The following is a 21,946-nucleotide window of genomic DNA, read 5'->3' on the forward strand; positions in this document are numbered from 1 at the left end:
CTGGGACACATGCTTGATCACATGCTGGCGCTCGACGTCACCGCCCAGGGCCGTGCTGCGAGTGAGCCGCTGCGCGAGGACATCCGGTTTCTCGGCGGGATCCTCGGCGAGGTGATCCGCGAGCAGGAGGGCGCGGAGGTGCTCGACCTGGTCGAGGAGGCACGCACTCGTGCGTTCGCGGTGCGGCGCCGCGAGGAGGACCGCGAGGCGTTCGCGGCCATCTTCGACGGGCTGCCCACCGACCAGAACATGAAGGTGGTGCGGGCGTTCAGTCTCTTCGCATTACTGGCCAACCTCGCCGAGGACCTGCACCGGGAGCGGCGTCGCGCGCTACACGTCAACGCCGGGGAGCCGCCGACCGACGGGTCGCTGGCTGCGACCTTCCGCAAACTGGACGAGGCGCAGCTGACCGACGCGACGATCCACGACGCGCTCAGCGGCGCCACCGTCGTCCCGGTGATCACGGCGCACCCGACCGAGACGCGGCGGCGCACGGTCTTCCAGACCCAGTCCCGCATCAAGGAGGCGATGCGCCGGCGGGGAGGCGGAGGGCTGAGCTTGGCGGACGAGGACGCGACCGAACGGGTGATCCGCCTGCAGATCCAGACGCTCTGGCAGACCGCGCTCGTGCGGCTGCGGCGGGTGGACATCACCGACGAGATCGAGGTCGGGCTGCGCTGGTTCGACGCCTCACTGCTGGAGGTGATGCCGCAGCTCAACGCCAGGCTGCGCGAAGAGCTGAACAGTCGCTACCCATCCGCCGGAGTCGCGAAAGACCCTGTGCTGCGGGCCGGTTCGTGGATCGGCGGCGATCGTGACGGCAACCCGAACGTGACGGGGGCCGTCGTGTCGACCGCGAGCGGGCGTGCCGCGCAGACGGCGCTGCAGCACTACCTGCGTGAGCTCGCCGCGCTCGAGGACGAGTTCTCCTTCTCCATCCGGATGTCGCCGGCTTCGGGGCCGCTGCTGGAGCTCGCGGCGCGCAACGTGTCCGACGATCGCTCCGACGAGCCCTACCGGCAGGCGATCCGGTGGATCCGCGGGCGCCTGTCGGCGACGCACCAGAAGTTCTTCGGCGACTGGGCGGAGACTGCGGTCGAGGTGGACGGCGCCGCGCCATACCGGGCCCCGGGCGAGCTGACCGCCGACCTCGACGTGATGGACGCCGCGTTGCGAGGGGGCGCCAGCGGGCTGATCGCGGACGACCGCCTGCTCCGATTGCGTGAAGCGGTGCGGACTTTCGGCTTCCACCTCTACGGCCTCGACCTGCGGCAAGACTCCGCGATCAACGAGGAGACGATTGCGGAGGTGTTCGCGTGGGCGGGCGTGCACCCGGACTACCGCTCCCTGGACGAGACTGCCAGGGTCGAGCTGCTCACCCAGGAGCTGGCCTGCCGCCGGCCGCTCGTGGGGGCGGGCGCGGAGTTCAGCGAGCAGACGGCCAAGGAGCTGGCGATCACCGCGGCGGCGGCGGACGCGGTGCGCACCTTCGGGCCGGAAGCGATCCCCAACCACGTGATCAGCATGTGCACCTCGGTGTCCGACATGCTGGAGACGGCGGTGCTGCTGAAGGAGGCCGGGCTGCTCGACCCGGGCACCGAGGGCGCAGGAGCGACGTGTTCGGTGAACATCGTGCCGCTCCTCGAAACCATTGAGGATCTTCAGGTTTCGGCCACCACGATGCGCGCTGCACTGTCCGTCCGGGCATACCGGCAGCTGGTGGACAGCAAGGGCGGGCTGCAGGAGGTGATGCTCGGCTACAGCGACTCCAACAAGGACGGGGGCTATTTGGCGGCCAACTGGGCGCTCTACCGCGCCGAGCTGGACCTCGTCGAGGTTGCGCAGGAGGCAGGCATCCGGCTGCGGCTCTTCCACGGCCGGGGTGGCACTGTCGGGCGCGGCGGCGGCCCGAGCTACGAGGCGATCCTGGCGCAGCCACCGGGTGCGGTGCAGGGTTCGCTGCGGCTGACCGAGCAGGGCGAGATCATCGCGGCGAAGTATGCCGAGCCGCAGCTGGCGACTCGCAACCTGGAGACGCTGCTGGCCGCCACGCTCGAAGCGTCGCTGCTGGACGTCGAGGGCCTGGGGGACGACACCGACGGGGCGTATGCCGCGCTCGACGAGATCGCTGCATTCGCAAGGGGTTCCTACTCCGACCTGGTGCACCGCACGGACGGTTTCGTCGAATACTTCACCACGTCGACCCCGGTTGCCGAGATCGGCGCGATGAACATCGGGTCGCGTCCGGCGTCCCGGCGGCAGACCACCAAGATCAGTGACCTGCGCGCCATCCCGTGGGTGATGTCGTGGTCGCTGTCGCGGGTGATGCTGCCGGGGTGGTACGGCACCGGCAGCGCGCTCGAGCAATGGGTCGGCGAGGACGAGTCGCGGTTGCAGCGGCTGCGCGGCTACTACGAGCGGTGGCCGTTCTTCCAGACCGTGATGTCCAACCTGGCGCAGGTGATGGCGAAGTCGGATCTCGGCATCGCGGAACGCTATTCGCGTCTGGTGGACGACGAGGAACTGCGCGCGCGGGTGTTCGGCAAGATCGTCGACGAGCACGAGCGCACGCTGCGCATGTTCGCGCGTGTCACCGGTCACGAGGACCTGCTGTGGGACAACGCGAACCTGAAGCGTTCCGTCTTCAACCGCTTCCCCTACCTGGAGCCGCTCAACCACCTCCAGGTGGAGTTCCTGCGCCGCTATCGGGCCGGTGACGAGGACCCGCAGGTGCAGCGCGGCATCCTGCTCACGATGAACGGTCTCGCCACCGCGCTGCGCAACTCCGGCTGAGCGCGCTCGCCGGCAGCGCGCGCCTCCCTCTGATCGAGAGGACCCTTTCCGCATCGAGAGGACCCCAAAACCACCCCGGTCTTGGGGTCCTCTCGTGCGCGATGGGGTCCTCTCGATCCGGGACGGGCCGCGGGCGACACGCGCGAGCGCGGGTTGAGGTTTGACGGCATCGGATCGGATGGTGTTCTGGCGGCTCCGCATTCGAGCGGAGCGCGAGTAAACACATTGAAATACAACGTTTTTCGACGAGTTGGTTGCCGAAGTCCTGCCCCGATGGCGGCGGTGGCAAAGATGAAAACTGCTGATGGTGAATGGTTTTCATTCTTGGACCTGGCGCGGTGAGTGTGTTTGAGTGTTGGGGAACCCGTCAAATGCACACCGTCACTCAACATCCTCGGGGAGGAATGCCGTGTGGGACTTCGTCGTCGACCGGCGCGAGCAACTCCTGATCAACGCCTGGAATCACGCCTACCTGGTGATCCTCGCGGTGCTCTTCGCGACCGTGATCGCGGTGGTGCTCGCGGTCGTCGTCACCCGGCTGCCGAAGGTCGAGCCGGTCGCCAATGCTGTGAGCGCAGCCGGCCTGACGATCCCGTCGTTCGCGCTGATCGGACTGTTGCTGCCCGTGACTGGCCTCGGTGATGTCACGGCGCTGGTCGCGGTCACCTTCTACGCCGTGCTGCCGATCCTGCGCAACGCGATCGTCGGGTTGCAGGGCGTCGAGCCCGGCTTGGTCGAGTCCGCGCGGGGCATGGGCATGAGCGAGCCGATGACGCTGCTGCGGATCAAGCTACCGCTGGCGTGGCCGGTGATCCTCTCCGGTATCCGCGTGTCGCTGCAGATGTCGATGGGCGTTGCGGCCATTGCGGCATACGTGCTCGGACCGGGTCTCGGCGCCTGGATCTTCCAGGGTCTGACCCAGGTCGGCGGCAAGAACGCTGTCAACTACGCGCTCTCGGCGACGATCGGCATCGTCCTGCTGGCGCTCATCCTCGATCTCGCGCTGCTCCTCGTCGGGCGGCTCACCACCTCCAAGGGAGTGCGTGTCTGATGACCACGATGGAGTCCACCGATAAGCAGCAGCACACCGTCAGCGGCGCCGAGATCACCCTCGACGGCGTGTCCAAGATCTACCGCGGCCAGCAGGCTCCGGCTGTCGACAACATCAGCCTGACGGTGCCGGCCGGGGAGATCGTGATGTTCGTCGGGCCGTCCGGATGCGGTAAGACCACCACCTTGAAGATGATCAACCGGCTGATCGAGCCGACGTCGGGCACGATCAGCATCGGCGGCGAAAACATCCGCGCCAAGAAGGTCGACGAGCTGCGCCGGACCATTGGCTACGTGATCCAGGGCGGCAGCCTCTTCCCGCACATGTCGGTCGCCAAGAACATCTCCATCGTCCCGAAATTGTTGGGGTGGAACACTTCTCGGGTCAAGGACCGAGTTGACGAATTGCTCGACCTGGTAGGTCTTGACGCTGCGAAGTATCGCGACCGCTACCCGCGCGAACTCTCCGGAGGGCAGCAGCAACGGGTCGGCGTCGCGCGCGGTCTGGCCGCGGACCCGCCGGTGATCCTGATGGACGAGCCGTTCGGTGCGGTCGACCCGATTACCCGCCAGCGGCTGCAGGACGAGTTGCTGTCGATTCAGCGCGAATTGCACAAGACCATCGTGTGCGTCACCCACGACATCGACGAGGCGATCAAGCTCGGTGACCGGGTGCTGATCCTGCAGGAGGGGGCGCACGTGGCGCAGTACGACACCCCGGAGGTGGTGCTGAGCAGTCCCGCCAACGACTTCGCGCAGGACTTCGTCGGAGCCGGCTCCTCGCTGAAACGCCTGAGCCTGGCGCGGATTGCCGACCTTGAGCTGAAGACCCCGACAACTGCGAAGGTCGGCGACAGCACCGCCCAGGTCAGGTCGCGAGCCGAAGCCAACGGCGACGGCTCAGTGATCGTGCTGGACGACCGCAACCGGCCGCTCGGCTGGCCGTGGCTTCGGCAGCTCACCGGCGAGAAGATCGTGCAGCCGAGCGGTGACCTGATCAACCTGGACTCGCGGGCGACCTTGAACGACGCCCTCGACACCATGCTGGTGAGCGGGCACGGCGGTGCCGTCGTGACCGGTGACCGCGACGCCTACCTCGGCGTCATCGACTTCAAGACCGTCACCGACTTCATCGAAGAGATGCAGCGCGAGGCCGAGACCGAGACGAAGGCCGCTCCTGCGGCCGGGAGCGACGAGCATCCCGCTTCGCGCATCTCGATCGCGCCGACCGACGAGGAGCTGGACGGGGGTCGTGAAGGGTGAGCATCCACATCGACGCGCCGATCGAGCAGCCTGCTGTCGGCGCCGGCCCGGCACCCCGGCGCGGCCGGCTGAGCGGTGGCAGCGCGATCGAGTTGTTCGGCATACCGATCCTCGTCGTCGTCGGTTTTCTGCTGTACGTCTGGTGGCGGCAGACCGCGACCCTGGACTCCATCGAGGCAAGCTCGCTGGACTGGTCCGAGGTGCGCCTCGAGGTCTGGCAGCACCTGAAACTCACCGTGGTGGCGTCGCTCGTGGTCGTCGCGATCGCCGTGCCGCTCGGGGTGCTGCTCACCCGGCCGCGGCTGCGCTTCCTCGCTCCTGCGGTGGTCGGCGTGGCGAACGCCGGTCAAGCCGCGCCCTCCATCGGGTTGATCGTGCTGCTGTTCATGTGGCTGTCTGGCTGGTCCGGCTTCTGGGTGGCGATCCTGGCGCTCGCGCTCTACGGCATCCTGCCGGTGCTGCGCAACACGATCACCGGGCTGCAGGGCGTCGACCCGACCCTCGTGGAGGCCGGCCGCGGGCTCGGCTATTCGGGTGGTTCGGTGCTGCTGCGTGTCGAGTTGCCGCTCGCGTTGCCGGTCATCATGGCCGGCATCCGCACCTCTCTCGTGCTCGTCGTCGGCACCGCCGCGCTGGCGACCTTCATCAACGCCGGCGGGATGGGCGGCATGATCACGGCCGGCATCACGCTCTACCGCTACCCGGTGATGGTTGCCGGAGCCGTGCTGATCGCGCTGCTGGCGCTGCTGGTCGAGTGGGTCGGCCGGGTGCTGGAGCTGCTGGTCCGGCCGAAGGGGATCTGATGCGAAACACCTCTCGTCATACGACACCGAGCCGGCGGGCCTTCGCGGCGGTTGCCGGAGCAGCTGCAATCGCGCTCACCACGTCGGGATGTCTCGGGCTGGGCACAGCCGGCGGCTACGTGCCGTCGGGCAAGCTCGCCGGTCCCCTGGCGAAGACGAAATCCCTTGACGGAGCATCCCTTTCGATCGGCTCGAAGAACTTCACCGAGAACATCCTGCTCGGCAAGATGGCGATCATCCTGCTGCGGTCGGCGGGTGCGAGTGTGAAGGATCTGACCAACATCCCCGGGTCGGCATCCGCACGAGAGGCGATGCTCGACGGTCAGATCGACGGCATGTGGGAATACACCGGCACCGGGTGGATCACCTACCTCGGACACGAGAAGGCGATCCCCGACGAGCACAAGCAGTATGTCGCGGTGCGCGACGAGGATCAGCGCAAGAACCACCTCGACTGGCTGCCGCCCGCGCCGATGAACAACACCTACGGCTTCGCCGTCACCCAGCAGGTGGCGGAGAAATACCACATCAGCAAACTTTCGCAACTGGCGAAAGTGCCCAAGGCACAACGGACTTTCTGCGTCGAGTCGGAGCTGATCAACCGGCCGGACGGGCTCAAAGGCATGCTGCAGAAGTATGACGTGCCACTGGGCAGCGGTGTCCCGCGCAGCAACCTGCGGATCTACCAGACCGGTGCGATCTACGACGCGACCGCGCACGGCAAGTGCAACTTTGGGGAGGTCTTCACCACGGACGGCCGCATCGTCGCGCTGCACCTGAAGGTGCTGCAGGACGACCGGTCGTTCTTCCCGAAGTACAACGTGTCATTCGTGGTGCGGGACAAGGTCATCAAGAAGTACCCGCAGATCGCGGATCTCGTTGCGCCCGTGACCAAGAAGCTCACCAATGACGTCCTGCTGCACCTCAACGCGCAGGTCGACGTCGACGGCAAGGAACCGGCCGACGTCGCCTACGACTGGCTCCGGAAGGAAGGCTTCGTCAAGTAGTCGAGGTGTTGCGGATGGTTCTAGGTTGGACGGTATGAGCCGCTACGTGATCGACGCGCCGACGCTGTTGAGACTGATCGACGCCGAGCAACCGGTCGATGCGGACCACCAGCTCGTCGCGCCAGGCCGGATCCGTTCGGACGCACTCGAATTGCTGCTGCGTGCAGTCCGGTCCGCCGAGCTGACCGAGCGGGAGGCACTGGCCCGCCATACGAAGGTCACCGAGTTGAAAATGCGCCTGCTCAACGATCGCGGATCCCGCGGCTTGGCCTGGGCCATCGCTCGTGAGCACGACTGGGACTCGATCCACGACGCCGAATACCTGGCGCTCACCAGGTTGCAGGGCGACGCACTGGTCACCGTCGATCCGTGCCTCGCGGCGAAGGCAGCAGGCATCGTGCCGCTGTCTCCGTTCGACGCGTTGACGGCGCCTGATCGGTGAGGGCTGTGGCCGTGCGGTTGGCGCCCCTCTAATCGAGCGGCCCACTTATGCATTGAGCGGACCACAAAATCACCCCGATTTTGTGGTCCGCTCGTGCGTTTTCTGTGCCGCTCAATCAGGCGCGGTCAGTGGTGGAAGCCGTGCGGTCCGCTGATCTCGTGTCCGGGGTGCGCGGCGTGCTCGAGGTTGGCGACAGTGGTCGCCAGGTCGCGCAGCAGCCAGTCGGCCAGGTCGGTGGTGAGGCCTGACCGGCATACGATCCGCAGCACTGCCAGGTCTTCTCGGCCCTTCGGCATGGTGTATGCCGGGACCTGCCATCCGCGTTCGCGAAGTCCGCGGGACACCGCGAACACGTCCCAGCCGTCGACATCGTCGGCGGTGGTGAAGGTGACCACCGGCAGTTCGTCGCCGTTGCTGAGCATGCGGAACTGCGGCATTGCCCCGACCTTCCCGGCGATCCGGCCGGCTACGTCGCGGCTTGCCTGCTGCACCGCGCGATAGCCCTCGAAACCCAGCCGGGTGAACATGAAGTACTGCCCGACGACCTCCATGCCGGGCCGGGAGAAGTTCAGCGCGAAGGTCGGCATATCGCCGCCCAGGTAGTTGACGTGGAAGACCAGGTCGTCGGGCAGCGCGTCGGCGTCGCGCCAGATCGCCCAGCCCACACCGGGATACACCAGTCCGTACTTGTGGCCGGACGCGTTGATCGATGCGACGCGGGGGAGCCGGAAGTCCCACGGCAGGTCGGGGTCGAGGAACGGAGCGACGAATCCGCCCGATGCCGCATCCACGTGAATGGGTATGTCGGGACCGCCCTCGGCCGCGAGCTTGTCCAGCGCAGCGGCAATTTCGGCGACCGGCTCGTAGCTGCCGTCCATCGTCGAGCCGAGGATCGCGACGACGCCGATGGTGTTCTCATCGACATACTCCAGGGCGCTTTGCGCGTCGAGATGCAACCGGTCACCTTCGAGCGGCACCAGGCGAGGCTCGACCTCGAAGTAGCGGCAGAACTTGTCCCAGCAGATCTGTGCGTTGGCGCCGAGCACCAGGTTGGGCCGCCGGGTGAGGTCGTCGCCGACCCGTGCCCGCCAGCGGTGCTTGAGGGCGAGGCCGCCGAGCATGCAGGCCTCACTGGACCCGACGGTGGAGCAGCCCGTCGGGTTCGCCGGGTCGTCGGCGTGCCACAGGTCGGCGAGGATCTTGACGCAGCGCTGCTCGATGTCGGCGGTCTGCGGATATTCGTCCTTGTCGACCATGTTCTTGTCCATGCACTGTGCCATCAGGGCTTTCGCCTGCGGCTCCATGCTGGTGGTGACGAAGGTCGCCAGGTTGAGCCGGGCACTGCCGTCCAGCTCGAGGTCGGCGTGGATCGCCTCGTAGGCCGCGTTCGCGGGCAGCGGGTTGTCGGCGAGGCGTTCGCGGGGGAGCACGTCCCATCCGCCCATCACCAGGTCGTTGCGCAGTTGTTCGAGATCGGATCTGTTGTCTGCGGTCATGCGGCCACTATGTCGCCGCCGCCTTGCCGCAGGCTGAGTCTTCGCGGCTGGCACCATAACCGTGTGCACACTTCACGGCCCGTGTCTGCCCTCGGCTCAGCCCCGGATTCGGAGGTGTCGTCTCTGCGGCAGCACTACTTCCAGTTGCTCGGCGATCCGCTGGCGTTCATTGCCGAGGCGAGCGCGCTGCTCGCGGTGGTGGACCCGCGGTCGATCCCCTCGCAGGAGCCCGGGCCACCGGACCTGGACGCGTTGCTCGACTTGATCATCGCGGACGCATGCGTCGAGACCACCGCGCTGTTGCGGGTGGTCGCGCAACTCGCGCCGGCGCCATACGCAGCACGGGCGGCGGAAGCTGCGGCGCAGCGGGACGATCCGGTGCTGCCGTGGGTGGCGGCCCTGAACGCAGCACAGGTCACCGGATCAGCAACGATGCGAGACGTTTTCGGTGATGGGATCACCTACGTCTTCGAGGTGCAAGCGCCGCAGCTGCCGGTCATGTCGATGCTGGTGTATGTCGATCGGCGCCGGGGCGGCGCCGTCGGCGACGCATTCATCGTCGGACAGTCGCTCGAGGCCGTGCACCGGGAGATCGCGCATGACCCGGACCTGACGGACGTGGTCTGGAGCAGTGTGGACCAGGCAGCTGCACGCGGACTGGTTGAAGCCGGCATCGAGTTGTCGGCGAGCCTCGAAACGCCGATGGAGACCGAGTCCTGGCCGGCCTTGCGTGCGCTGACCGACTGGGTGCTGCGCATGCTGCCGCCGGCGCAGGCGCCGCAGCAACCGGCGTTGACTGCGGCGGACCGGCACCGGCTGATCAGTGAGTTCGTCGCCAGCGAGGAGTGGGCGGTCACCGGGCTCGACGTGCGAGACGTCACCGAGATGCTCATCGACTTCTCGATCAACTACGGGACTGGCGACCCGCTGGAGTGGAGTCCCCGAGGCGTCGACGACTTCCTCGGCTGGTGGTCCGAGCACACCCTCACCGACGACCTGGACGACGCGATGCCTGAAGTTGTCTTGATGTGGGTGCAATTCGCCTGGGAACGAAAGGAGCTCGGCCGCAGGTTAACCGGTGACGCGCTCGCCGAGGTCGAAGACCTGGTGTACGCATTCGCGTTCGGGCCGGAGGAGGACGACTACGAGGAGGTTGACTACGAGGACGACGAGGACGAACCGGAGGGCGGCACGGCCGGATGGGCGAACGAGTTCTGGTTCGACCCATACGACCTGGGCTTCCGAGCTCCGCGCATCGAACTCGACCGGGACGAGCTTGCCGTGGCGGTCGGCGGCGACGACGCGCTGGCGGCGCTGACCGACGAACCCCTTCCCGCCGATGAGAAGTTCGACCTGTCGAAGGTGCCCGAGCCGATGTACGACCTGGTGACGAAGATCCTGGACCACATCGACCGCGGCTCCGACGCCTATGAGGTGATCGACACGGAGATCTGCACGGCACAGCGGCGGTTGCTGGCGCGCGCCGTCCGGGAGGCGCCCGAGTGGTTTGCACCGACGTCGAAGGCGCCTGCGGCGGCGCACGCGATCTGCTGGCTGATCGGCCGCGGCAACGATCTGCTGGGACCGGACCGGCTGCTGACCGCCAGCGCTCTGGAGAAGGCTGTGGGTTCCGGGTCGGGTCGCCAGCGAGCGGCTCGCTTGCAGGAACTGCTCAGGATGCCGACCGGCCGCGGCGGCATCCTGCTGGGCGACCCCCGGTTGCTCGTCAGAGAGGTGCGCACGCAGCTGATCGAGCTACGCGACCTGCGGTGACGGCTTCCGGCATACGGCCGATTACGTCTCGTCCACGATCTCCCAGAAGCGACTGCGCAGCTGGTAGCGGGTGGTGTCGTCGAGGAAGAAGTTGCCGAGTCGCGCCGACAGGTCGAGCAGGAGCGCGCGGTCGAGCTCGCTGGGCACCGACGGCTTGCTGCGCCGCATGCTGGCCACGTCCTCGTCGGTGGCCGTGCTCCGCCAGGACTCCACGACCTTGTGGCAGACGATGTCGATGTCCTCGGGGCTCGCTTCGCCCTGGTCGGTGACGAATCGGTCTGCGCCGGTTGGGATTCCACCGGTTTCGGTCGAATAGACCAGGCCCGAGGAAGCCACGGCAGCAGGGGTATGGCGCTCGGGCGCTCGCGGTGTCGCGGCTGCCACGCGGGCCACCATCGCGGCGGGCGTCGGGACTCCGGGCTCGGCCGTGAGGCTCGGCACGACCGCGGGGCGCTCGCGGCGGCGCACGGCGGCATCCAGCGCGGCGGCGTCGATGAGCTGGACGTCGTCGGCGACCTGGCGCAAGTGCGCGGAGACGCCGTGCGGCAGCCCGTCGGCGTTGGGGACGGCGAGGACGATGACCTGCGCGCCGAGGTTCTGCGCCTCGTCCACGGCTTCGGTGAGGTCGTCGTCGCCGGAGACCAGGTAGAGCCGGTCGACGCGACCGTGCCGCGCGTGGTTGACGATGTCCAGGCCGAGGCGCAGGTCGACACCCTTCTGGGTGCCGTCGTTCGCGGTGCGGCCGAGGCGCAGCTTGACCATCGGGAGTGCCCCGATCAGCCGTTGTTCCGGAGAAGTCGTGTGCGGCCACGCGGCGTCATACCACTGGGTGCGCAGCAACGGCATGCCGCTGTCCGCACTTGCCTGGCGGGCCAGGCTGTCGATCAGCTGGGCGTGCGCGACGTCGATGCCGCCGCGCAACGAGGTGCCGGTGGTGCGGGTCGCCGCGGCTGCCAGCAGGTAGCCCGCATCGACATACAGCGAACAGTAGGACTGGCCCATTCCGCTTCTCCCTCATCGGCATTGCGTATGGCGAACCTAACGCACCCGCGCCTCGCCCCGGCGGTTCGGGTTTGCTGGGTGGCCGAGTAGGGCGGGGGAGCGAAGCGGAGGAGTCCGTATCGAGGTCTCCGTCGCCCACGGTCGGTCTGCAGTTGTTCGAGGTCGGATCCGTCGTCTGTGGTCTCGTATCCACCTTGCATGTGGGCACTGGCGAGCATCTGGAGGCACAGTAGGTGAAGTGGCACGCGGCTCTTGGCCGCGAGCGAATGTCGTGTGCAGAGCGTGCACGGCCGCGGACGTCACAGCCGGTTTGGGTGGCGGCGTTTGATGTGAGTCCTCAGCTCACTGACGTTGCGACGATGAGGTGGTGGTCGAGCCGATGACTTGGCGCCAGGGGATGTGATCCGTGAGACGCAGGCATTGACAGCCAACGGAAACGGTGACGTCAACCGCGGCCAGCCCGTGTGAAGAGGCTCTCGGGATTCGCTGTTAATAGCCTGGCGACGACCCGGGCATCAACTCCTTCGGCCTTCAGCATCCTGGTGAATATCGTTGGCACAAACGAATATCCGTTGCCACCAAATCGTGTCAGCATGCTCTTGAGGAAGACATCATGTGAGAGGAGCAGCTGGGAGTCCAAGCCCTCCTCGATGAGCCGGGCAACAACCTGCGCTGTGTCGACAGCACTCGGTGCTCGGCCTTCGCCCGGAAAGTTACATTGCATGCCAATCATGTCGAACTCGAGCCAGACACCTCGTGCGGCAAGCTCGGTCTGGTAGCTGTGATCGACTCCGGACGGGTCCATGTGACACAGGACCACAGCTGCGGGATCGACTCCCTCAGCGATCACGGTATCGACAATCTCATGGCCGCGTCGCTGCCATCCGGGCAGATGGATGAGCAAAGGGAGGCCGCTTTCGCACTGCGCTCGGCACGCTGCGATCAGCGTGACGTGCTCGGACACGGTGAAGCTCGGACCGACCCCGATCTCGCCGATGATGCCAGGGCGGACACGAGTCCCGTCGGCTAGAGGAACTCCACCGATGATCTCTCGGACGAGCTCTTGTGCGAGATGGTCCGGATTGCGGTCCTTGTAGGAGTCGTCGTTGCCGTGCGCGAGCGACCAGCCGCTTCCCATAATGACGTTCACACCGGTGCGCTGGGCGACCCGGACTAGCGCAGCCGGATTCCGTGCGACACCGGTCGTGTTCTCGACCAAAGTCATTCCCCCGGTCGCGCCAAACAGCACGAGCTCATCACACGCGGCGTCCTCGTCGTCCAACTGGCAGTTGTCCATGCTGCAGTAGGCATCCTCACGGAGCAGCCATGCATTGCTCGCGCTGACCGGTTCGTTGGCAATTGCGGCGGCGAGAGGGGTGGCGGCGGGGTGCCACGCTTCCCGGAGGTCGGTGAAGAGGTGCTCGTGGGTCAGCGTCATACCGAGCTCGGACACCGGAATTGGTCCATGGACCGTTTGAGCTGTTGGTTGGATGGGAGAGTTCATGGTCGGCGATCAACTCTTCGTAAGGATGTAGGCGCTGTCGTGGAAGATGACTTCGAGATCGAGCACTCGTGCGGCGCAGGCTCCGAGCTCGGCGATAGCCGAGTCCGGCAGATCCAAGGCTTCGAGTCCGGAGGTCAATTCTGCGATCTCATCGGTGAACGGAGGTGACACGTGCAACTCGATCCAATCCGTCAACACGGGATTCCGCGTTGCAGCAACTCGCGCCGCGACGGCGCACCACGTTGCGTAAAGCTCCTCGGCCGTGAGGATCACTGTCAGGATCTGTGCATAGTCACCGGCCTGCGCGACGCTGAGGACATGACGTGACAGTTGTCTGGCCAGATCCCATGCGGGCGCCGACACTTCTGGCTTTGCTTCGAGATGCTCAATCGCGTCACGCAGACGAGGGCCCTGGGAGTCCAGCAGGGAATTCAGCGCTCGCCGATGGACATCCAGCGCGCGTGTGGTCGGCGAAGTGGCGGCCGCAGCAGCCCGCAGGCGCGCGGACGTCTCCACGAAGTCACGTTCGATCTGCAGGTAACGTCCGAGCACATCGTCGCTGACCCCACCGTGTGTAGCTTCGCGAATGAAACGAGCATTGGTGGAGCGCGCCCAGGAAGGCCCGGCCGCACGCAGCACTCTGAGTAAGGTTTCGCTGGTTGTGTGCGGGGCGTACGAAGCGCTCATGACTCGAAAGGGTGACGAAGGTGAGTGACGCGAGTGTCTGTATCGATGTCAACGAGGTGGTCGATCTCACGAGCCGTCTGGTCCAGGTGGCCAGCGAGAATCCTCCCGGGAATGAGGGCGCAGCTGCTGAGGCGTTCGCCGCGACAGCGCGCTCCTGGGGGCTGGAGGCTCGACTGGACCGGGTTGGGAAGGATCGTGCGAACGTCCTCGTGACCTCTGAGCGACGGGCTGGGGAGGAAGCGAGCGTCGGACCGTTGTTGTATTGCGGTCACCTCGACACGGTGCCAGCCGGTGACTCCGGATGGGACCATGACCCGTTCGGTGGGTCGGTGTCCGACGGACGGGTGTTCGGCCGCGGCACGGTGGACATGAAGGGCGGGCTCGCGGCGATGCTCGGTGGACTTGCTGCGCTGCAGACTGCCGATCCGGAGTTGGCCTCGCAGGTCACGCTGGGCGCCGTGGTGGGCGAGGAGGTCGACTGCGCAGGTTCGACGGCGTTCGTTGCGGCTCATGATCTGTCGGCATGCCGCTGGCTGGTAATCGCCGAGCCCACCAATCTGGACTTGGTTGTCGCGCAGAAAGGTGCGTTGCATCTGAAAGTGACCTTCACCGGCCGGTCCGCGCACGGAGCTCACCCGGAGAATGGCGTGAACGCCGTTCAGCACTTGGCGCAGTTGGTTGTCGATCTGCAGGTTTTGCAGTTCAACGTGGCGGACGATCCGTGGCTGGGCAGACCGACCCTGAGCGCGAACGTCATAACCGGTGGTGCCGCCACGAACGTCGTCCCCGGCATTTGCTCGGTGGTGCTTGACCTGCGCACGGTGCCCAGCCAGGATCACTTGATCACGCTGGCACTCATCGAGGAGGCTTGCGCGCGCCTCACTCGGGACGTGGACGGTCTGACACACCAAGTTGAGGTGCTCAACAACCGGCCCTCTACGGCCACCGAGCCGGACGATGCGCTTATCACCGCGGCACAGCGGACCGTTCGGAGAGTGCTCGGCACCGACCGAACTGTCCGGGGGGTCTCGTTCTACAGCGACGCGTCGGTGCTCCAGCCCGCGATGGAAGGCATTCCCACCCTTCTCTTCGGTCCCGGTGAGACGGCAGCGATGCATCAGGTGAACGAGAGCGTGGCGATTACCGACCTCGCCGCGGCGACCCGTTTCTTCGCAACGTTGCCATCGGAGCTGATCAGGTAGGCGCCTTTCGGTCATCGGGCACCTCTCCGGGTCACCGACAGACTGGCTGCTTCACTCGCGGAGACGATAGAACACGTCATGTCGTAGCCTCGCGCGCGGGCGGCTGCGAAGGTGCCACAGAAAACGTCTCCGGCTCCTGTGGTGTCCACCACGGCAACTTTCGATGCGGCGAACCGGTGCGTCTCTCCATCCAGTATGGCGAGGGTGCCTTCGCCGCCAAGCGTAATGATCACGTCCCGGTCTGTGAGGCTCGCCAGGTGCCGGGCCGCGTGCTCGGCGTCGACGATTCCGGCTATTTGCGTTGCCTCGTGACGGTTGCACACCACAATTGGCTGTAACTGCAGGATTTCGCGAGCGAACCCCTCGACGGGAGATGGGTTGAGGATCAACTCCGACCCCGCTCGGCGACCGCGACTCAGAGCTGTCATGCTGCCGCTGATGGGAATCTCGAAGCCGGTTACGACCACATCAGCCGTACTGGGAGCCAGCGCATCCAGGCGAGCCTGCACGAAAGGCCCGTCAACCAAGTCGTTCGCCCCCGGCGAGATGACGATGTGATTCTCACCAAGAGAATCGACAGTCACGACGGCCGTGCCTGGCTGAGCTCCGGCGATTACGGCTAGCGCCGAGATGTCCACGCCTTCGCGAGCCAGGTCGTTCTGCATTCGCCTGCTGATCGGATCACCTCCTACTGCACCGACGAAACAGGTGTCCGCGCCATAGCGCCGCGCGGCAATGGCTTGGTTGCCGCCCTTTCCGCCGCTTGTCCTGAGGCCCTCGGACGCGCGGATCGTTTCGCCGGCACCGGGTAGAGCCGGTGTGCGGAGCACAAGATCGTCGTTCAGGGAGCCGACGACGACGACTCGGCCCATTTCACGACGTCCGGTCGAAGGACGCCAGTTGGCCGCCATCAATGGACGCCATCAGTTGCTCCGGCTGAGCCACGTCACTGCTCCACGCCATAGGTTCCGGAAGCCCGCCCAGCTGGTGAATGTGTCCGGGCACCAGTGCGGCCCCATATCCGAGGCCCACGCCAGGCTCCGTCCTTGTCCTGCTTCCATGACGGTCAACAACGGGTCGCCGTTCAGAGTACACACAATGTCAGCGCCCGGCCGTGGCCGAAACCTGTTGTAGCCCAGGAGGATCGGCCAGTCTGGCGGCATACCATCCACGATTTCGTGCCCCGCCTCGACTACCGGGGTCGCCCCGGCCGGCACCTCGACGCAATCATCCCGCTCCTGCAGCACGGCGGGCAACACGTCGGCGAGCGCACTAGTCCCGTAGCGGGCCGCGCCGTCGAGGCCCTGGAAACTCAGGTAGCCACCGACCATGGCGAACCCTCCGCCGCCCTTCACCCAGTCCCGCAGGAGCTCCAGTCGATCAACCGTGGGTTTGCCGGAGAGCCAGGTGTCCGGGTGGAGTAGAAAGCTCCTGCTGCCGATGTCGGACAGGACGATAACATCGTACGCCGACAACGCGTCAGCGGACGCCGGGAAATCCTTTGGTACGTCGTGTCCCATCAGGTGATCGACAGTGCAGAAGCCGTCGTCGGTGAGAACCTTGATGAACGCTTCGGCACCCGACTCGAGGGAACTTGTCGTGAACGAGTCCACGCCCTTGATATGAGTTGCCTGTGTGATCCAAGTTTCGCCGGCGAGAAGTACCTTAGGATTGTTCACAAATATCGCCTCTATCGACAGGAGATCAGGGTTTTTATGGTGGTGTAGGTGGATATTGAGAGCGCTATCTGGTGGCGAGCGTCCCAAGCTTGAGCCGGCCGAAGACCCTGCTGTTGAGTAGGACCGCGCCGAGGACGATTGCGCCCTCTACGATCGGCACCCAATACGAGTTTACGTGGACCAGGATGAGGCCGTTTTCGATGACTTCCAGGGTGCAGACACCGAAAACGGTCCCGGTGATCGTGGCCCTTCCGCCAAAGAGGCTGGTGCCGCCGAGCACGACGCCTGCGATGACGAGAAGCTCGAAGTTTTGCACCAATTCCGCCGATCCGGCTCCGATACGTGCCGTCTCCAGCAGCCCCGCCGCGGCGGCGCTCAATCCCGAGATCAGATATACGCACAGGATGACCTGTCGAGTATTGACGCCTGACCGTCGGACCGCTTCCTCGTTCGAGCCGATTCCGAGCATGTGTTTGCCGAACCGTAGTCGGTTGAGTGTGTACCACCCTGCCCAGATTGCCGCTATCTCAACGAAAACCTGATACGGGATCGGACCTGCGCTCCCTTGTCCGAGATTGATAAGCCATTCGGGTCTGGTCACCTGATAAGACTCACCCTGGGCCACTAGATTGGCGAGACCGGTCAGTGCGACGAGACCTGCAAGCGTGACTATGAAGGCCGGGAGTTTTTGGTAGGCCGTGAAGTAACCGTTCATTGCACCGATAGCGGCGCCGATCAGTAGCACGGCGATGATGGCGCCGGTGCCGCCGAGGCCATGATCCATCAGGGGCACCAGGGCGGCACTGGCCAAGGTGAGTACCGATCCGATGGACAAATCGATACCGGCAACGGCTAGCACCATAGTCATACCGACGCCAGCGACGAGCGACGCGGCCATCTGCCGAGCCATGTTCACGATGTTGTCGCTCGTGAGGAACTGCGGGGCAGCAATGCTGAAGATGGTAAATATAACCACGAAAAGCACGATGACGGCTGCGACATTGATGTTCTGTCTTATGATTCGCTGTGCTATTGCCACGGGGGTTTCGCGCAATACTCTGGATATATTTTTGGACGAAGGATCTTGTGCTGCATGTGCGTTTTCGGGCCGTTTAGCGTCGTTCATTTTTCAGTCCTCTGTGATTGCGCTGGCGATCTTCTCCAGAGTGGCCTCTGCTGCTGTAATCACCCGCCGGACGGAGCCCTCGTACATGACCACGATCCGGTCGCACACAAGCAGTAGATCCTGGAGGCGATGTGTAACGAGAATGACGCCGACACCGTTTGCGGCGACGTCCTTGATTAGCTTGAGGACCATGTTGACCTCGCGCACGGCGAGAGCCGCTGTCGGCTCGTCGAGGAGCAGTAGCCGTGGCTCAAAAGTAATCGCCCGGGCGATTGCAACGACCTGCCGTTGTCCGCCGGACAACGAGCCCACGGGCTCGTCCAGCGATGGCACCTTGACACCTAATTCCTTCAGATGCCGCTCTGTCTCCCTGCGGAGTTTGCTGCGATCTATCCGCCCGAGCGGGCCTCGGGTCGGCTCGCGTCCGAGGAAGAGGTTAGAGGGGACATCCAGGTCGTTGCAGAGCGCGAGATCCTGATAGACCGTCTCGATGCCCGCAACTCGAGCGTCGCCTGGACTACGGAAGTCGACCAGTTCGCCATCCACCCGAGTGCTGCCGGAGTCGGGTAGAACTGCTCCCGCGATCACCTTGGTGAGGGTCGACTTGCCGGCACCATTGTCGCCTACGAGTCCGATCACCTCGCCCTTGCCCACTTCGAGCGATACCCCTTTAAGAGAGCGGATGGCGCCGAACGACTTTGCAATGTCATTCAGTTCGAGGATGTTCTGCCGCGCGTCGCGCGCTTGTGTCTCAGACATGTGGTGCTCACTCCCACGGTATGTTCGGGGATGTCAGTAGGGGGTGACCGATCCGACGTTCCTTTTGGTGATGACTGTGGCCGGTGCCGTGACATTCTTCGGAGCCTGCTGGCCCTCGATCAACTTCACGGCGGCTTCGACGGCCTCAACCCCCTCCTGGTAGGGGTTTTGTTGTATGGCGGCAACCTCCGCTCCGCTCTTGATCGCAGCGATTCCTGCCGGATCGAGGTCCCAGCCGAAGAGCGCTGCTTTGCTCTTCGCCTGTTTGAGTGCGGAGATTGCGCCGATGTTGGCCGGTTCGCCGGTGTCGTACACGACCGTCATGCTCGGTTGTGCGGTGACAAGGTTCTGGGCCGCAGTCTGGGCGGTCGACTCGACGTTCTGGCCGTCGACCGTCTGCACGATAGAGCCGCCACACGCCTTCGCCGTATTCACGAAACCCTTTTGCCGCTGGATCTGGATTGGTGAATTGAGAGCGGCGACTACACCGATCTTTCCCTTACCCTGCGGCAGGTTCGTCTTGGCCCATGTGCAGTAGTAGTCGCCGAGCTGTTTGCCAGCCGCCTCGTTGTCGACGCCAATCTGAGTGTCGACAGCAGGTGAATCCAGGATGGAGTCGACTGCGACGATATGTGTGCCTTTTCCGTGAGCATATTTGATGGCGGAATAGACGCTCGGGCCGTTGATGGAGTCGACGATCTCCGCTTTGATGCCCTGGTTCGCGTAATCTTCTACGGCGGTATTCTGCTTGGAGACTGCGTTGTCAGGGTTGTTGATGATGAGGCTGACCCCGAGCTTCTTCGCTTCGGCTTGGGCGCCCTTGTTCATCTGAGTAAAGAACGCGGCAGTCTCATTGATGGTGACCAGCGCTACAGTCGTCTTCGATGACTTCTTGCCGCCGCCGGAGGTCGTACTTCCGGACGAGCCACCACTGGAGCATGCCGCGACAGCCAGCGATGCCACGGAGGCGAGCGCGATGCTTGCTGTGGCACGCTTGATCATAGTGGCTCGAACGCGACGTGTGGGGGTGGGAATGCTGTCATTCATGGCTCTGGACCTTCCGTTGTTCAGAGTGATTCGACGATAGGAAAGTGCCGGGGAATGAGAGGAACTCCTCGGCTAGTTCGGCGAGCAGGCGGCTCCCGAGCAACTTGGACTCCTCGTAGGTGTCCTGACTGGTATGCAGAATGTCAAGGTCATTGACCGTGAACATCACTGCAGAGACTCCGGCCTCGATGAAGGCCGCATGGTCACTGGCGGGCGGGGCCGGTTGCCGGAACTCCGCCTGGTAGTTGCGCGCGTCGGTGATAGCGCGGACGTGATGCCTGACGATCTTTTCGTCAAGATTGCTGGAGAGCCACGCCTCGGCGATCCTGCCGCGTCCGCCGCCATCCAGAACTATTGCCGCTGAAAGTCTTCCGAGGCGGGAAATGCCGCCGAGCCGCCGTACGAATGCCCGTGCGCCAGCAAGCCCTTCTTCCTCGCCGCTGGTGATGAGGATTTCGTATCCGGGGCTGGTGTTGGTGGCCGCCACCGATAGGGCTGCTGCGACGCCGGCCGCGTTGTCATACACGCCAGGTGTTTCCGGAACTGTGTCAATGTGGGCAACCACGATGGGGTGAATCTCGGAGCGCTCATCGCCGAGTGGATCGGCGTCTCCCCAGAAGGCACGCAGACAGCGACTTTGCGCCTCGAGCAGCGGCGTCGCGATCGTGACGCGGGCGGACGTGCCGGTGTCGATCCCGCGGTCCGTCGCATCGGAGCGTGACATCAAGACACTCGGTACGCCGTCGAACTCCGGCGGCAGATGCTGCTGTACTGCCGTTGGAAAGGGAGGCACGGCGATGATCGCGGTATCTCCATTCCTGGCCCGCACTCGCCAAACCTCGGTGTCATGCATGCCCCAGATGAGGCAGTTCGGTGCCTTCCGAAGCTGTCCGTCCACGCAGCCAGGTGCCGACTCGAGGAATGGCACGCAGTCGGTCGCAACGCCATCGATCAGCAATTCGGTGTCGGCACGCAGTTGAGGCGCAGGTGCGGAGAACGGCTCGCTCACGACGGTCATCCCGAGCGATGTCAACTCGTCTTCGATGTAGGAGAGTGCGGCGACATTTGCTTGACTGCCATGGGGTCGAGGACCTATGGCAGCCAAGCCTTTCAGGGTCGACTCCAGCAGCTCGCGGTCCATCACCGGCCTCCCCGACTGGACTTCTCCCAGGCAGAATTCGGGCCGTCTGCGACCGCGGGGCCGATGCGCTGTGACGAACCACGGACGATCAGCTCGACAGGTAGAGTGCGCGCCTCGGGCGCTGCTGCGGGGTTGTTCATCCGGCTCACCAGCATCTCGACGGCCGTGTGGGAGATTTCTTGTACGGGTTGGCGCACCGAGGTCAGACCGGGTGTTGTGTACTTCGCGAGTTGGATGTCGTCGAAGCCGACCACCGACAAGTCGTCGGGAATCTGCACTCCGTGGACATGTGCGGCGGACATCAGCCCGAGCGCCATATGGTCGCTTGCACAGAACACCGCGGTCGCCTGCACCTTGCCGGTCAAGATGTGCGGGAGTGCGGACACACCGAACGTCTCTGTGTAGGAGCCGGACAGCGCAAGATCTGCGCTGGTATCGATCCCTGCGCGCGTGAGTGCTTCGGAGTAACCTCGTCGCCGCTCATGTTCGGTTCCGAGTTTCGCTGGGCCACCGAGATAGAAGATTCTGCGGTGGCCGAGATCCAGCAAATGGCTTGTCGCCTGAAATCCGCCGGTGAAGTTGTCAACCGTCAGCGTCGTTACGGGGGGGAGTTGCTCCTGCGGTTCGTCGACGACGACGACCGGTAGACCGCGTTTGATGACTCGACCGAGTCGGCGGTTGGACGGATGGGCTCCCAGGTAGAGCATTCCGTCGACGGCCTGCCCTTCGAGCAGATTGGTGTAGTCCTCTTCGCGCTGCCGTACGTCCCGGGTGGTGCACAGCAGGAGGGAGAGGTCGTGTCGGGCGACTTCGTCGGCGATGCTGTCGGCTAGCGCTGCGAAGAAGGGATTCGACAAGCCAGGGAGCACGAGCCCGACGACGCCGCTGCGCTGTGCAGCCAACGACCTCGCACTGGCGTTACCGACGTATCCGAGGGCCGCGACGGCGTCTTGGATACGCTGCTCGGTCTCCTCACGCAGCGCCAGTTTGCCTCGGAGGTAACGGGACACCGTCGAGGGTGAGACTCCAGACTGACGGGCCACTTCGTCGAGCGTCGTCACGTGCCGCTCACCTCCAGCTTGCGTAATGTTGCGTAACTTGCGTGCGCGCTTGCTAGGTCATGAGTACGTCAAAGGCGCTGCAGTGCCCACTCTCGACCACCGAGGTTGGAT

The 21,946-nt window shown here is 64.9% G+C and carries 19 protein-coding genes; 8 read left to right on the plus strand and 11 right to left on the minus strand.

What is annotated here, in order from left to right; all coding sequences use genetic code 11:
• Positions 1–9: 9 nt before the first annotated feature.
• The 6 genes from ppc to EFY87_RS04470 all read left to right on the plus strand — a co-directional run bounded on the left by ppc (position 10) and on the right by EFY87_RS04470 (position 7,358).
• Complete coding sequence (gene ppc, locus EFY87_RS04445; RefSeq protein WP_245988425.1) at positions 10–2,793, plus strand: phosphoenolpyruvate carboxylase; 2,784 nt, start codon at positions 10–12, stop codon at positions 2,791–2,793.
• Positions 2,794–3,202: 409 nt separating this feature from the next.
• Entirely contained in the window at positions 3,203–3,844 is a 642-nt protein-coding gene (locus EFY87_RS04450; protein WP_123270272.1) for an ABC transporter permease, read from the plus strand.
• Entirely contained in the window at positions 3,844–5,106 is a 1,263-nt protein-coding gene (locus EFY87_RS04455) for an ABC transporter ATP-binding protein (protein WP_220093506.1), read from the plus strand. The genes EFY87_RS04450 and EFY87_RS04455 overlap by 1 nt, the downstream gene beginning before the upstream one ends.
• Positions 5,103–5,909, plus strand: a complete 807-nt coding sequence (locus EFY87_RS04460) for an ABC transporter permease (RefSeq protein WP_425459350.1) — start codon at positions 5,103–5,105, stop codon at positions 5,907–5,909. Before EFY87_RS04455 ends, EFY87_RS04460 begins: the two co-directional genes overlap by 4 nt.
• Complete coding sequence (locus tag EFY87_RS04465; protein ID WP_123270273.1) at positions 5,909–6,916, plus strand: glycine betaine ABC transporter substrate-binding protein; 1,008 nt, start codon at positions 5,909–5,911, stop codon at positions 6,914–6,916. The genes EFY87_RS04460 and EFY87_RS04465 overlap by 1 nt, the downstream gene beginning before the upstream one ends.
• Positions 6,917–6,950: 34 nt before the next feature.
• Positions 6,951–7,358 (plus strand): type II toxin-antitoxin system VapC family toxin, encoded by a 408-nt coding sequence (locus tag EFY87_RS04470; RefSeq protein WP_123270274.1) that lies wholly within the window; start codon positions 6,951–6,953, stop codon positions 7,356–7,358.
• A gap of 125 nt (positions 7,359–7,483) precedes the next feature.
• On the opposite strand, the gene gad is transcribed toward EFY87_RS04470, so the two are convergent.
• The gene (gad, locus tag EFY87_RS04475) at positions 7,484–8,854 is read right to left on the minus strand and encodes a glutamate decarboxylase (protein WP_123270275.1); all 1,371 of its coding nucleotides are present in this window, start codon (positions 8,852–8,854) and stop codon (positions 7,484–7,486) included.
• A gap of 63 nt (positions 8,855–8,917) precedes the next feature.
• Between gad and EFY87_RS04480 the strand changes: the two genes are divergently transcribed.
• Entirely contained in the window at positions 8,918–10,627 is a 1,710-nt protein-coding gene (locus tag EFY87_RS04480; RefSeq protein ID WP_148043252.1) for a hypothetical protein, read from the plus strand.
• A 21-nt stretch (positions 10,628–10,648) separates the two neighbouring features.
• Here EFY87_RS04480 and EFY87_RS04485 read toward each other — a convergent pair whose 3' ends face one another.
• The 3 genes from EFY87_RS04485 to EFY87_RS04495 all read right to left on the minus strand — a co-directional run bounded on the left by EFY87_RS04485 (position 10,649) and on the right by EFY87_RS04495 (position 13,820).
• Positions 10,649–11,629 (minus strand): NYN domain-containing protein, encoded by a 981-nt coding sequence (locus EFY87_RS04485; protein ID WP_123270277.1) that lies wholly within the window; start codon positions 11,627–11,629, stop codon positions 10,649–10,651.
• A gap of 445 nt (positions 11,630–12,074) precedes the next feature.
• Positions 12,075–13,133: a phosphotriesterase family protein gene (locus tag EFY87_RS04490; protein WP_123270278.1), complete on the minus strand. Its 1,059-nt coding sequence runs from the start codon at positions 13,131–13,133 to the stop codon at positions 12,075–12,077.
• A 9-nt stretch (positions 13,134–13,142) separates the two neighbouring features.
• The gene (locus tag EFY87_RS04495; protein ID WP_123270279.1) at positions 13,143–13,820 is read right to left on the minus strand and encodes a thiaminase II/PqqC family protein; all 678 of its coding nucleotides are present in this window, start codon (positions 13,818–13,820) and stop codon (positions 13,143–13,145) included.
• Between the two features lie 56 nt (positions 13,821–13,876).
• Between EFY87_RS04495 and EFY87_RS04500 the strand changes: the two genes are divergently transcribed.
• Positions 13,877–15,022 (plus strand): M20 family metallopeptidase, encoded by a 1,146-nt coding sequence (locus EFY87_RS04500; RefSeq protein ID WP_281276166.1) that lies wholly within the window; start codon positions 13,877–13,879, stop codon positions 15,020–15,022.
• Between the two features lie 11 nt (positions 15,023–15,033).
• Here EFY87_RS04500 and EFY87_RS04505 read toward each other — a convergent pair whose 3' ends face one another.
• From EFY87_RS04505 to EFY87_RS04535, 7 genes are all read right to left on the minus strand, one after another.
• The gene (locus EFY87_RS04505; protein ID WP_123270281.1) at positions 15,034–15,933 is read right to left on the minus strand and encodes a ribokinase; all 900 of its coding nucleotides are present in this window, start codon (positions 15,931–15,933) and stop codon (positions 15,034–15,036) included.
• Between the two features lie 12 nt (positions 15,934–15,945).
• Complete coding sequence (locus EFY87_RS04510) at positions 15,946–16,701, minus strand: glutamine amidotransferase (protein WP_123270282.1); 756 nt, start codon at positions 16,699–16,701, stop codon at positions 15,946–15,948.
• Between the two features lie 64 nt (positions 16,702–16,765).
• Positions 16,766–17,827 carry an ABC transporter permease gene (locus tag EFY87_RS04515; RefSeq protein ID WP_123270283.1) on the minus strand — a complete coding sequence of 354 codons (1,062 nt, stop codon included), beginning with the start codon at positions 17,825–17,827 and terminating at the stop codon, positions 16,766–16,768.
• Between the two features lie 3 nt (positions 17,828–17,830).
• Positions 17,831–18,586, minus strand: coding sequence for an ATP-binding cassette domain-containing protein (locus EFY87_RS04520; RefSeq protein WP_123270284.1), 756 nt, complete (start codon positions 18,584–18,586; stop codon positions 17,831–17,833).
• Between the two features lie 33 nt (positions 18,587–18,619).
• Positions 18,620–19,633 carry a substrate-binding domain-containing protein gene (locus EFY87_RS04525; RefSeq protein ID WP_123270285.1) on the minus strand — a complete coding sequence of 338 codons (1,014 nt, stop codon included), beginning with the start codon at positions 19,631–19,633 and terminating at the stop codon, positions 18,620–18,622.
• Positions 19,626–20,774, minus strand: coding sequence for a M28 family metallopeptidase (locus EFY87_RS04530; protein WP_148043253.1), 1,149 nt, complete (start codon positions 20,772–20,774; stop codon positions 19,626–19,628). The genes EFY87_RS04525 and EFY87_RS04530 overlap by 8 nt, the downstream gene beginning before the upstream one ends.
• Entirely contained in the window at positions 20,774–21,835 is a 1,062-nt protein-coding gene (locus tag EFY87_RS04535) for a LacI family DNA-binding transcriptional regulator (RefSeq protein ID WP_123270287.1), read from the minus strand. The genes EFY87_RS04530 and EFY87_RS04535 overlap by 1 nt, the downstream gene beginning before the upstream one ends.
• Positions 21,836–21,946: the final 111 nt, after the last annotated feature.

Origin of the sequence: Flexivirga caeni (assembly GCF_003724155.1) — a bacterium.
In the GTDB taxonomy this organism is placed as follows: domain Bacteria; phylum Actinomycetota; class Actinomycetes; order Actinomycetales; family Dermatophilaceae; genus Flexivirga; species Flexivirga caeni.

Bases quoted from the DNA above. Each gene is read 5' to 3' on its own strand.
- EFY87_RS04515 (WP_123270283.1), bottom strand. From the start codon at position 17,827: ATGAACGACGCTAAACGGCCCGAAAACGCACATGCAGCACAAGATCCT.
- EFY87_RS04470 (WP_123270274.1), top strand. From the start codon at position 6,951: ATGAGCCGCTACGTGATCGACGCGCCGACGCTGTTGAGACTGATCGAC.
- EFY87_RS04455 (WP_220093506.1), top strand. From the start codon at position 3,844: ATGACCACGATGGAGTCCACCGATAAGCAGCAGCACACCGTCAGCGGC.
- EFY87_RS04505 (WP_123270281.1), bottom strand. From the start codon at position 15,933: ATGGCGGCCAACTGGCGTCCTTCGACCGGACGTCGTGAAATGGGCCGA.
- ppc (WP_245988425.1), top strand. From the start codon at position 10: ATGCTTGATCACATGCTGGCGCTCGACGTCACCGCCCAGGGCCGTGCT.
- EFY87_RS04490 (WP_123270278.1), bottom strand. From the start codon at position 13,133: ATGAACTCTCCCATCCAACCAACAGCTCAAACGGTCCATGGACCAATT.
- EFY87_RS04520 (WP_123270284.1), bottom strand. From the start codon at position 18,586: ATGTCTGAGACACAAGCGCGCGACGCGCGGCAGAACATCCTCGAACTG.
- EFY87_RS04495 (WP_123270279.1), bottom strand. From the start codon at position 13,820: ATGAGCGCTTCGTACGCCCCGCACACAACCAGCGAAACCTTACTCAGA.
- EFY87_RS04525 (WP_123270285.1), bottom strand. From the start codon at position 19,633: ATGAATGACAGCATTCCCACCCCCACACGTCGCGTTCGAGCCACTATG.
- EFY87_RS04485 (WP_123270277.1), bottom strand. From the start codon at position 11,629: ATGGGCCAGTCCTACTGTTCGCTGTATGTCGATGCGGGCTACCTGCTG.
- EFY87_RS04530 (WP_148043253.1), bottom strand. From the start codon at position 20,774: ATGGACCGCGAGCTGCTGGAGTCGACCCTGAAAGGCTTGGCTGCCATA.
- gad (WP_123270275.1), bottom strand. From the start codon at position 8,854: ATGACCGCAGACAACAGATCCGATCTCGAACAACTGCGCAACGACCTG.
- EFY87_RS04465 (WP_123270273.1), top strand. From the start codon at position 5,909: ATGCGAAACACCTCTCGTCATACGACACCGAGCCGGCGGGCCTTCGCG.